At 46.4% G+C, this 10,101-nt stretch carries 13 protein-coding genes; 9 read left to right on the plus strand and 4 right to left on the minus strand.

Annotated elements, in window-relative coordinates:
• Positions 1 to 136: 136 nt before the first annotated feature.
• Positions 137 to 832: a glutathione S-transferase N-terminal domain-containing protein gene (locus C7B82_RS21805; RefSeq protein WP_106258566.1), complete on the minus strand. Its 696-nt coding sequence runs from the start codon at positions 830 to 832 to the stop codon at positions 137 to 139.
• A 598-nt stretch (positions 833 to 1,430) separates the two neighbouring features.
• On the opposite strand from C7B82_RS21805, the gene C7B82_RS21810 reads away from it, so the two are divergent.
• The 5 genes from C7B82_RS21810 to C7B82_RS21825 all read left to right on the plus strand — a co-directional run bounded on the left by C7B82_RS21810 (position 1,431) and on the right by C7B82_RS21825 (position 4,855).
• A complete protein-coding gene (locus C7B82_RS21810; protein WP_106258568.1) occupies positions 1,431 to 2,123 on the plus strand; it encodes a GNAT family N-acetyltransferase in 693 nt (230 codons plus the stop codon).
• A gap of 513 nt (positions 2,124 to 2,636) precedes the next feature.
• Positions 2,637 to 2,948, plus strand: coding sequence for a hypothetical protein (locus C7B82_RS31630; protein ID WP_146141235.1), 312 nt, complete (start codon positions 2,637 to 2,639; stop codon positions 2,946 to 2,948).
• Positions 2,908 to 3,435, plus strand: a complete 528-nt coding sequence (locus C7B82_RS21815) for a hypothetical protein (protein WP_245940040.1) — start codon at positions 2,908 to 2,910, stop codon at positions 3,433 to 3,435. The genes C7B82_RS31630 and C7B82_RS21815 overlap by 41 nt, the downstream gene beginning before the upstream one ends.
• A gap of 58 nt (positions 3,436 to 3,493) precedes the next feature.
• The gene (locus tag C7B82_RS21820; RefSeq protein ID WP_106258569.1) at positions 3,494 to 4,285 is read left to right on the plus strand and encodes an HNH endonuclease; all 792 of its coding nucleotides are present in this window, start codon (positions 3,494 to 3,496) and stop codon (positions 4,283 to 4,285) included.
• Between the two features lie 33 nt (positions 4,286 to 4,318).
• Positions 4,319 to 4,855, plus strand: coding sequence for an ATP-binding protein (locus tag C7B82_RS21825; RefSeq protein ID WP_106258571.1), 537 nt, complete (start codon positions 4,319 to 4,321; stop codon positions 4,853 to 4,855).
• A 319-nt stretch (positions 4,856 to 5,174) separates the two neighbouring features.
• Here C7B82_RS21825 and C7B82_RS21830 read toward each other — a convergent pair whose 3' ends face one another.
• Together C7B82_RS21830 and C7B82_RS21835 are read right to left on the minus strand one after the other, a co-directional pair.
• A complete protein-coding gene (locus C7B82_RS21830) occupies positions 5,175 to 5,870 on the minus strand; it encodes a cupin domain-containing protein (protein ID WP_106258572.1) in 696 nt (231 codons plus the stop codon).
• A 229-nt stretch (positions 5,871 to 6,099) separates the two neighbouring features.
• Entirely contained in the window at positions 6,100 to 6,648 is a 549-nt protein-coding gene (locus C7B82_RS21835) for a TetR/AcrR family transcriptional regulator (protein WP_106258574.1), read from the minus strand.
• A gap of 124 nt (positions 6,649 to 6,772) precedes the next feature.
• Here C7B82_RS21835 and C7B82_RS21840 point away from each other — a divergent pair, with 124 nt between their 5' ends.
• The 4 genes from C7B82_RS21840 (at position 6,773) to C7B82_RS35255 (ending at position 9,330) form a co-directional block, all read left to right on the plus strand.
• The gene (locus C7B82_RS21840) at positions 6,773 to 7,612 is read left to right on the plus strand and encodes an SDR family NAD(P)-dependent oxidoreductase (RefSeq protein ID WP_106258575.1); all 840 of its coding nucleotides are present in this window, start codon (positions 6,773 to 6,775) and stop codon (positions 7,610 to 7,612) included.
• A gap of 119 nt (positions 7,613 to 7,731) precedes the next feature.
• Positions 7,732 to 8,589 (plus strand): alpha/beta fold hydrolase, encoded by an 858-nt coding sequence (locus C7B82_RS21845; RefSeq protein ID WP_106258577.1) that lies wholly within the window; start codon positions 7,732 to 7,734, stop codon positions 8,587 to 8,589.
• Between the two features lie 127 nt (positions 8,590 to 8,716).
• Positions 8,717 to 9,007, plus strand: a complete 291-nt coding sequence (locus tag C7B82_RS21850; RefSeq protein ID WP_106258579.1) for a DUF1330 domain-containing protein — start codon at positions 8,717 to 8,719, stop codon at positions 9,005 to 9,007.
• The gene (locus tag C7B82_RS35255) at positions 9,004 to 9,330 is read left to right on the plus strand and encodes an MOSC domain-containing protein (protein ID WP_219904629.1); all 327 of its coding nucleotides are present in this window, start codon (positions 9,004 to 9,006) and stop codon (positions 9,328 to 9,330) included. The genes C7B82_RS21850 and C7B82_RS35255 overlap by 4 nt, the downstream gene beginning before the upstream one ends.
• Here the strand turns inward: C7B82_RS35255 and C7B82_RS21860 are convergent.
• Positions 9,249 to 10,101, minus strand: an 853-nt coding sequence (locus C7B82_RS21860) for a Tn3 family transposase (protein ID WP_219904630.1), incomplete at its 5' end; no start/stop codon positions are given. The genes C7B82_RS35255 and C7B82_RS21860 overlap by 82 nt on opposite strands.

A 10,101-nucleotide genomic window follows, 5' to 3' on the forward strand; every position in this document is an offset into this window, starting at 1 on the left:
TTACTTGCGGCGATCGACCTTGCAGCAACCCAGACACCTGGACAAACAGTTGCACAACGCCAGTGATGTAGCCGTTGGCGATCGCCACATCGCTGCTTTGAATGGCAGTTAATCTAAAAATTGAAGCATCAACTGGTTAGACTGGATAACCCAAGGCACCGCGTGCATAACTATCGAACGCATCCAGCAAGCGATCGCGCCACTGATAAACGGGATCATCTTGAGCCAGCAACTGGATGGGACAAACTGACCTCGCCCATTGAAATTGAGCCAACACCACATAATCGGCAAAAGAAGGCTGCTCACCACTCAGATAAAGCTGACGTGCCAGTACTTGTCTCAGTGGCGTTAGCGCGGTTCGCAGTGCAGTGATAGTGGCATCATGCGGTGCAGCCGCATCCTCTAACGTCATACCAAGCATCCGCTCCCGACTTTCACGAAAGTACGCTTGATCCTTCTCATGCAAATGCTGCAATAAGTCTGGAAGAATAATTTGAAAGATGAGTGGATTGATGGCTTGAAGGCACCAGAACTTGATGAATAAAGCGCCTGACTCGCCCATCGTGCCACCAAACAAACTGGGGCGATCGGCATACGTTGTTTCCAGGTAGCGCACAATTTCCCAACTATCTGTCACTGTCGTATCACCATCCATCAAAACAGGTACTCGCCCCTGACCCGAAAAGGCGATCGCGTCTTTCTCGGTAAACCGCCAGGGAATGGTTTCGACCGCCAACCCTTTGTGCTTAAGCGCCATTTTGACTTGCCAGCAAGGGGGACTAAAGCGGCGATCGTCTTCTGCGCCCGCTAAATCGTAAAGTTTAAGTGGCATCTTGTGGTTTCCTCATGAGATCGTCAGTGCTATAGCCTATGGCTTACAACGTATTGCCTGCAAATGCTCTGATCTAGATTAAACGGTTTATTGACTTTCTCAAGCAGGCTCTTTCAAGTTAGGCACACCGCACTCATCCGAGGTCTAACAGTGACAAAGAGGTTTCACCTCACAGCGCCCCCGTACCAAATCTTTTGACTATGCAAGCCGCTTCCCGTTGGCATACAATCTGGAAAAGATATGGAAAGATTCTGCCTATCCACCTTCAGCAGCGTATGATGCGGAAAGATTCTACCCAAGCACTAAATTTGAGGCGTTATGCTGAATCATTCTGCCTATCCACCCACTGCGGGATCTTAGGCAGAAACTTTCCGTCTATTAATCGTTAGACCGACAATTCTCTTGTTGGGGCGTAGCGAAAGGTTGCCTGTGAGTTGCAATACTCAAGTAGGCGTAAGTTTTTGGTTCGGGCGTTGTTTGGAAATTGTTTAGGGGCGATTGCGCCTAAAGTCCGTAAGTTGGCTATAATAACCCACTACCCCCTTTGCTTATTCCTGCACAGTAGGCTGCGGCAGCTTGTAGTCAGTCCAACTAAGTTATGGAAACCCAGGTCGTTCTTTACATTTATTCATTTCCTTCATATTTAAGAGAGCAACCGAGGGTAAAAATTGGTAGAACCTCTGGAAGTATTGATGCTGATCCTACGGAATTGGCATGGCAGCGTATACGCGCACAGATCAGAACCTCGCATCCAGAAGAGCCTTATTTATTAGGTGCAATTAAAATTCCGGATGAGCGTGTAGAGTCAATAATTCATTTTCAGTTGACAGCGAAGGGATACCATGTCTCAGAGGCACCTGGTATTGAGTGGTTTAGGTTCCCTAGTCGACAAGAATTACAAGATTTTGTAAATAAACTTTATCGTGCTGTAATTTTCGACGATTTCTCAGAACTGGTCGGGGGACGAAGAGATATTGAGGGAGACTCGTTTGAGTCTGTTGTTGCTGCATTTGGAGTGAAAAAGTTAAGCGGTAGCGAATTTAGACGTGAGACTGAGTTAGTTAGGATGCTTGATAGTGAACTATCTCCTCTCTATCCTGGTTTCCCTCAATGGCTAGACAGAACAATGAGCGATTCAAGTACTGTCTTCAATGTAGCTTACAGAGATAGACAAGCTATTGGCGTTGCAATTTGGAAACCTAAAAGTCGTGGAATAGCTAAATTATCAACTCTCTATGTTTATCAAGATTTTCGACGCAGTGGTATTGGGAGAAACCTGATTTTAACCTGATTTGAACAGTGGAAATCAGAGAGAATTAGAAGAGCTTTTGTTACTACAGCTAGAGTTGAGCTTATTCCATTCTTTGAACGTTATGGCTTTTGGGTAGAAGGTATAGGGCGTGAGATATACGAACGCGAAGGTCATCAACCAGAATGGTTTTTAACGAAGCTACTATTTTATGATCCTGATACAAACAATTTAGATGTTATAAATAAGGCGAAATATTTATTTCCATCGATTATTGGGTCTTCTTATGATCCTGAAGGTAGAAAGGAAGTCACACAGATTCAATACAACGATGCAACTATCGAGTTACTAGACTCAGATGCAAATTCTGTTCATCGTTGCTCTTTTCATTCCTGGCTCAATCTGACATATCCCGCAGAATCAATCTATGCCCCTCGAACGGCTTACGTTATACCAATTCGTCCTCAGTTTCTAATTCAAATATTTCAAGCTGGCAAGACAGTTTATTACGGCAAGCCCACTTGTATTCAAGATGATATGAGAGGGGCATCGATATTGTTTTATGCTAGCCGTCCTATATCTGGTGTTGTAGCGATCGCCAGAATCGTCAATCGATATATTGGAACACCTGCTCAACTCTACAGTGATTTAGGTGTAAGAGGCGTTCTTACATTAGAGCAGATTGGTGGAGAAGCACAGACTCGACATGCTGTTGAGTTTGACTTCCTCATGCCACTTCGTCAAGCAATCAGTCGAAATGACTTATTAAGCAATGGTGTCCTGAATGGAACACCACAAACTATGCATAGTATTTCCTTAGAACGTTATGGAAGAGCCGTTGAACTTGGAGGTATTTATGCAGGATAAGCATATTAAGGCACTCAGTATCAAACAGGTTTATGCTGAACGTATTATTGCTGGCAACAAGAAGATTGAGTTAAGAAAGCGCCCAATCGGTATGGAATTAGGCGATCTTGTTCTTCTATATGAAACTACTCCTGATTCTGTTATAAAAGGAGGCTTTATAGCGGATAAGACTATATCTTTATCTCCTTCTAAAATGTGGAACCAGTATCGTCACATTATGGGAGTAGACAAAGAGTTCTATGACGTTTATTTCGAGAGCTGCGAGTTTGCATACGGTACTTTAATACATCAAAGTTTTTCCTTCCCTGCACTGTCTCTAAAACAAATACAAAAACTTTGTTCGGGATTTGTACCACCGCAAGCCACAATCAACTGGCGTGAGGATTGGTACATTCAAGCTGAGTGGCTTGATGCACTTCATAAGGGAAGAAATCAATTGATGCAAGAGGAGCGATTGGGCGAACAGTTAAGTTTATTACTACCTTAGAATAGATTGGCTTAATCTGAACCTTTGATAATTAACCACCTGTCTACTCCAAATTCGTATGCGATGTATTTTCTGCAAAAATTCTTCCGATAGCTCTCGTAGTGTAGAGCATATAATTCCTGAATCGCTTGGTAATACGAAGCAAGTTTTACCGCGCGGGGTTGTCTGCGACAAGTGCAACAATTATTTTGCCAGAAAAGTAGAAAAGCCTTTTCTGGACTCATCTGGTATTACAGAATTAAGAAGCTTTCAGTTCATTCCTAACAAGAGAGGTAATATACCTTTTACTGTAGGTTATATGAATGGTAAACATCCCGTGCAAGTTTCTCCGCAAGGAGAGGGCGACGTTAAAGCATTTATCAGAGTTGAGACAGAAGTTTTTAATAAAATTATCAATGAAAAAAATGGTTTTCTGATTGTGCCTACTGGTAAGTTGCCTGAGCAAGCTAATTTGGTGTCACGATTCTTAGCAAAAGTTGCTGTAGAGGTACTTGCTCAGCGTCTTTTAAAGACTCTAGGAGGGCTTGATCATCTCATTGATGAACCTGACTTTGATCCTATTCGTAATTATGCTCGGTTAGGACAACCTCAAGAGTGGGCATACCATACAAGAACAATTTACAACGTTAATGACAAATGTATCGACCTCAGTGGAAAGTCGCATAAAGTGGTCTATGAGTACGATCTGCTTTTCACACCGCATCAAGAAGGCTACTTGATTCTTGCACTCTTTGGTATAGAGTTAGCTATAAATATTGGAGGACCTGATGTAGATGGTTATATAGCGTGGCTGACAGAAAATAACAAGGCTAGCCCTCTATATATAGGCAAGAATAAAGATGTTATTTGATCAATTCAAAAGCCTATCAAGAAAATAAATTATATGAGGCAACGTAGAATAATTTTTGTCGCCGGAGTACATGGCGTTGGTAAAACAACACTTTGCAATAATCTAGTGGCTAGATTTAGCATTGAACATTTTTCAGCGAGTAATTTGATTGCCAAAGAGAAAGAAGAGGAGCATCTTCGGAGTAAACAAGTTGAAAATATAGCTGGGAATCAAGACTATCTGGTAGTAGCGTTAAATAAATACTTGAATAGTACAAATTGGTACTTACTCGATGGACATTTCTGTCTTTTAAACAAGGATAATGAAATCACTAGAATTCCGTACTCAACTTATGAGGGCATTGCCCCTAGCGCAATTCTTGTCTTGATTGACAAACCTGAAAATATTTATGCTCGTTTAAATTCAAGGGATAGTATCAGACACGATTTGTCCTTGTTGGAGTCTTTTCAGGAACAGGAAATCCTTTATGCTGAATACATTAGGGATGAATTAAGCATTCCTTATTTAATGAGTAATCCCACTGAGGACAAAGACGAGATATTCACTTTTATTGAAAGTTTATTAGTTTAGACATAAACAGGGCTGGAATAATGATGCAAGCTCTTACCGAACGGTCTAACAATTCCGTTGCACCCGACCGTATCAAGTCGGCTGGTTGAGTTCGAGAGTTTGTTTGCGCGGGTGAACGGAGCCGTTAGTTTCTTTGAAATTGCGTTGGAAAGACGATCGCAAACACGCTACCCTCATCTAGTTGCGATACCGTAAGGTTGCCGTCCATGCCTTCGACCAGTGTTTCACGATCGCCAAGCCTCATTCATCTCCTCCAATCAACCAGGTATGCACTTCATCGACTCGATCATCTTATTCGTTCCATTCAATGAGCCGTTGATCACTTCGTTAACATTGACTCTGTTGCCGTAGGGCTGGCGATAGCAGGCAAATGTCCAGTTTTGACATAGATGAGACAGCCTGAGTGACTAAATGGGGTGTGCCGACTCCCACTCGGATTGCGTAGCCAGGAGCCTTTGGGATAAGAACCAAATTCATCTTCAAATGTGCCCTCTAAAACAAAAATCTCTTCACCCCCACCATGACGATGCGGCTGAAACTGAGTACCAGGTGCCCACTGCACCAGGGCTATATGCTCTGTGCCATAGGTATGGAGCGGCAGCACCCGTAAACCCTCGACTAAACCAGGTCGCCAGACAGCCTGAGTGGTATAAATGACCACTCGCTGCTGATCCTGAGGATGCATTTGCCACAGCTTCACCAAAATCGTGCAGCCATCGCTGCTAAACGGCGTATGCGTTGATCCGACAGGATTACGGATATAGGTGCCAGCAGGGTAATCGCCCTGTTCATCCGAAAAAACGCCGTCTAAGACGAGAAACTCTTCCCCACCGCCGTGAGTATGTGCCGAGAAATGGCTGTCGGGCGCATAACGGACGATCGAAGTTGCCCGTGCCACTTCTTCGCCATCCCGCTCCAGCATGCGTCGCTGCACACCTGGCATTGGAGAGTCCACCCAGGGCAGAGCCTCACTCAATACCACTACTCGTTGACTAAAATCGGCGTAGAGTTTCATGATTATTTTCCATACCTTGCTTCATTATTTCCTACCAGGTGCCTGTGTGATTAACGACGGGTGAGCCTTTGGGGCTAACCAGCTTAGGGGAACTACATTCCACCCGCTATCCTTGCTAGTCTGACAACCGCTTCACACAAGTGCATTGCCTATCCTAAGTGTCAATCATGGTTAGCGTTGGTTTCACAGCGGCGCTCGAACGAAAAAAGCTGCCCTTGACGACGCACACTCACTCATGGCGCAGTAACCTTTCTGGGCTTTGTTTCAATAGTCGTTCAAACGTGGCTGTACTATTCAATCCTCGTGTGAGCACGAGCGCCCCTTGAATTTGTACAAGCGCCTCTTCAGCCCGTTGATGGGCAATCGTGGGTGTAATGCCTGCCTCAACGAGCACGGCTGCCAAACGATCAATCCAAAGCTTCAGTGCTTGCTCCACACGCGCTTGAAACAGTTCGTGTGCCTCCCCCATGCTGAAAAGCGCCAAGAGACAATCTTGCTGCCCATGTTGATAAAACGCATCAATGTTTTGATTCATCGCACGAAGGCGCTCAATGGGTGGGCGATCGCTGTCTAACGGCGCAAGCAACTGCTCCTTTAAAGCCTGTGTAATGTAATCCAGTACTACCGTTGCCATCTCCTCTTTCCCGTTTGGGAAGTAGTGATAGAGACTGGCTCGCTTCAACCCAGTCGCTTCCGAAAAGCGGGTAATGCTGGCGCCTTCGTAACCATAGCGCTGAAAAACTCCCATCAACTGGGGAATAACTTCTGCTTTTGTCATGGGCTGCCCTCAAAGAAGTTTTGCGTTCCTACTTGACAGTATACCAAACGTTCGGTAATTTAGATTTATACCGAACGTTTGGTAAAGACGGAGCGGAGCGCCACAACCCACAAGGAGTAAATTGATGAAAGCCGCATTTAAAGCACGCTTGGCAGTGATTACCGGAGCATCAGGCGGCATTGGTTATGCCTTTGCCAAATTGCTAGCAAAGCAAGGTGCAAGATTGGTATTGGTTGCCAGAGACGTGAGGCAACTGGAAAGCGTTAAGCAAGAACTGACACCGCTCACAGACTACATTCAGGTGATTGGTACCGATTTGTCTAACGCTGAAGCTTGCGACGAGTTAATTCACCAATTAGAGCGGTTGCCCTATCCCGTTGAAGTTTTGATCAACAATGCTGGCGTTGGTGCCTCTGGCTATACGGTTGATCAACCCTGGTCGCGGCTGCATGACATGTGTCAACTCAACATGGTGAGTCTGACTCATCTGAGTCACTGGGCGGCTGGCTACATGAAAAGTCGCCGCACGGGCTACATTCTCAATGTGTCTGCTGTCTTGGCTTGCGAACCAGTGCCCTTTTTTGGGGTTTACAGCGCCACCAAGGCGTTTGTCACCAACTTTTCCATCGCCCTTTATCAGGAGATGAAACGCTTCAACGTCGTCGTTTCCTGTCTACACCCACCCTCAACGGCGACGGCGTTTGGGCAAGAAGCGGAAATTCTCAATTCTCGTGCGCTTCAGCTCTTCAATCTACTGCATTCCACATTAAGTGCGGAACAGGTCGCCAGGGTTGGGCTGCGCGGTTTGGCAGCTCGCCGACCCAGTGTAGTAGCAGGTCTCCTGGGCAAGGTGATCTATGCGTCTGCGGCGTTCACTCCCAGATTCTTGGGTCTCTGGCTGATGGAGTTTCTGTTCAAAACCAAGCAAACCGCAGCTCGCCCAATGGGTTTGAGAAGCATCTGAGACCAAAAGGGTGTGGTGCATTGCAGCAAATTAAGGCATCACGGTCAAGCGTTTTCAACCTGCCTTGAAAGGCAAATTCTGTTCAAAACACACATGTTCACAACACAAGGAGCAAGATCATGACGACCTACAACACCATTTCGATTGACGGCTTGAATATCTTCTACCGCGAAGCAGGTTCAAAGGAGAATCCGACGATCGTGCTACTGCATGGCTATCCGGCTTCATCACACATGTATCGAGAATTGATCACCGAGCTATCTGATCAATTTCATCTGATTGCGCCCGATTACCCCGGTTTTGGCAACAGCGATACACCGCCAATTGATCAATTTGAATACAGCTTTGATCATCTCGCTGACATTACTGAGCATTTCCTCCAGGCTTTGGGATTAACTCGCTTCAGCTTGTATGTTCAGGATTACGGCGCACCCGTTGGGTTTCGGATTGCCACCCGTCATCCTGAATGGATTCAAGCGTTGATTGTGCAGAATGGCAATGCCTATGAAGAAGGCTTAACTCCTGCATGGCAAGCCTTTCGTGATCTATGGAGCGATCGCTCAGCAGCCACCGAAGCCCCAGTGCGCGCTTTCCTCAAGCGGGATACAACGATTTTCTTCTACACGGCTGGGGTGCGCGATCGCCAAAATATCAACCCCGACAACTGGAATCTCGATCAATCCTTCCTGGATCGTCCAGAAAATGCGGCGGCTCAACTGGAACTGTTCTACAACTACCGGGCAAATCTGGAGCAGTATCCCCAGTGGCATGAGTACTTCCACACCCACCAACCACCAACCCTGATTGTTTGGGGCAAAAATGATCCGTTTTTTGGTCCAGAGGGTGCCCATGCCTTTCAGCGGGATCTGAAAACGATTGAGGTGCATCTCCTCGATACGGGGCATTTTGTCCTGGATGAAGAGGGCGAGGCGATCGCCGCTCACATCCGCCGTTTTCTTCCTGCTCACCTTGCCTAGTCCATGAGCACCTGGCAACCTGCTTCGTCAAGCTAGTTTCGACAAAGTCGGTTGCTAAGGTCGCCTTTTCCACCCTTGCTTTAGGCACTTTTTCCGCTATTGGTTTAGATCTGAAGGAGACACACACATGACCGTTTACTTTGTCGTTTCGCTCAAAATTACCGATGCCGATCGCTTCATGGCGTACTTTCAGGCGGTGATGCCGCTGATTAACCAGCGTGGCGGACGCTTGCTCGCTCAAGGAACTCCCGAAGTGATCGAAGGCAGCGCTACAGCCTTGCAATCAGCAATCTTTGCATGGCCGTCGCGTCAAACCTTTCTCGACTACTGGCATTCCAATGAGTACGCTGCTATCAAAAAATTGCGCGAAGGTGCGGTAGAGTTTCAGGGAGTCATCGTTGAAGGGGTTGCTCAATGAAACTAATTTCTGTTTGCGTGGGCGTGCCGCGTGAAGTGAGTTGGAAAGGAAAGCCTGTCATGACTGGCATCTTTAAGCAACCAGTCGAGGGACGAGTCGTGATGCGATCGCTCAATCTAGAGGGCGATCAACAAGCGGATCTGACTGTTCATGGGGTACGACACCGTTCCTGGCAATTAAGTACCACATCGCCTGAAACGTTTGCTAGGAAGTGTTTACAGACAGCGATTTCCCTCAAAAATCAGCCATCGGATGACTTTGGAGAGACGACAGGGAGACCAAAGTTAATGGGGGGAGGACAGCGATCCATGTCCAAACTGTAACGACCAAACCGATTAATGTGTTGCGTCCAATAAGGACTGAGCGCCGCAATGGCTTCTGGTTCAATCTTCATGCCCTCCTGCAGCAGTTCATGGAGGATGCGACTGAGCTCGAAGACGTTGTAGAAAATCAAACAGTTAGCCACTAAATGGTTGTACTTCACCCGTTTGCGCTGCTCATCACGATTGTTAGTGGCAATGACACCGTCACCACCAAAGGCTAACCACTGCAAGAAGCCATTGAAAGACTCACTCTTGTTGGTGGCTGCCTGAATGACCGCCCGGAGGTCAGGCTCATGGATGTACTGGAGTAGAAAGCCCGTTCTAACGGCATAGCCCAACTCTTGAAATGCCTGGTAAAGCTTGTTCTTCGCACTATTGGTGCCCAATTTCCGGAGGATCGTTGAAGCGGCAATCTTGCCCGCCTTGATCGACAGCGTGACCCGTAACATGTCCGGGAGGTGCGTTTTGATCAGAGTCCAGTTCACGCTGTGGGAGAACAGTTTGTCGATGTGGGTGTAGCGGATGGACGGATCGCTCCGGTAGAACTTGAGGTCTTGCCAGCCGCGAATCCGTGGCATCAAAGTGATGCCTAAGAGGTAAGACAGTCCAAAGACCGTTGTACTTTGCGCATGGGTATCCCCGTGAATGGTGTCTGGTTGAATGGCGGAAGTGTTTTTCAGCAAGCCATCCAGTAAGGAGATTTCTGGCAAAGAATTTACCCAAGCTTCTAGAATATTCTTATGTTCTTGCAAAAAGTAAGGCACAAGCGTT

This window comes from Stenomitos frigidus ULC18 (assembly GCF_003003795.1).
In the GTDB taxonomy this organism is placed as follows: Bacteria; Cyanobacteriota; Cyanobacteriia; order Leptolyngbyales; family Leptolyngbyaceae; genus Stenomitos; species Stenomitos frigidus_A.

Excerpts from the sequence above, each read along its gene's own strand:
- C7B82_RS21825 (WP_106258571.1), top strand. The coding sequence starts at position 4,319 with ATGAGGCAACGTAGAATAATTTTTGTCGCCGGAGTACATGGCGTTGGT.
- C7B82_RS21845 (WP_106258577.1), top strand. The coding sequence starts at position 7,732 with ATGACGACCTACAACACCATTTCGATTGACGGCTTGAATATCTTCTAC.
- C7B82_RS21820 (WP_106258569.1), top strand. The coding sequence starts at position 3,494 with ATGCGATGTATTTTCTGCAAAAATTCTTCCGATAGCTCTCGTAGTGTA.
- C7B82_RS21815 (WP_245940040.1), top strand. The coding sequence starts at position 2,908 with ATGGAAGAGCCGTTGAACTTGGAGGTATTTATGCAGGATAAGCATATT.
- C7B82_RS21835 (WP_106258574.1), bottom strand. The coding sequence starts at position 6,648 with ATGACAAAAGCAGAAGTTATTCCCCAGTTGATGGGAGTTTTTCAGCGC.
- C7B82_RS35255 (WP_219904629.1), top strand. The coding sequence starts at position 9,004 with ATGAAACTAATTTCTGTTTGCGTGGGCGTGCCGCGTGAAGTGAGTTGG.
- C7B82_RS21805 (WP_106258566.1), bottom strand. The coding sequence starts at position 832 with ATGCCACTTAAACTTTACGATTTAGCGGGCGCAGAAGACGATCGCCGC.
- C7B82_RS21850 (WP_106258579.1), top strand. The coding sequence starts at position 8,717 with ATGACCGTTTACTTTGTCGTTTCGCTCAAAATTACCGATGCCGATCGC.
- C7B82_RS21830 (WP_106258572.1), bottom strand. The coding sequence starts at position 5,870 with ATGAAACTCTACGCCGATTTTAGTCAACGAGTAGTGGTATTGAGTGAG.
- C7B82_RS21840 (WP_106258575.1), top strand. The coding sequence starts at position 6,773 with ATGAAAGCCGCATTTAAAGCACGCTTGGCAGTGATTACCGGAGCATCA.
- C7B82_RS21810 (WP_106258568.1), top strand. The coding sequence starts at position 1,431 with ATGGAAACCCAGGTCGTTCTTTACATTTATTCATTTCCTTCATATTTA.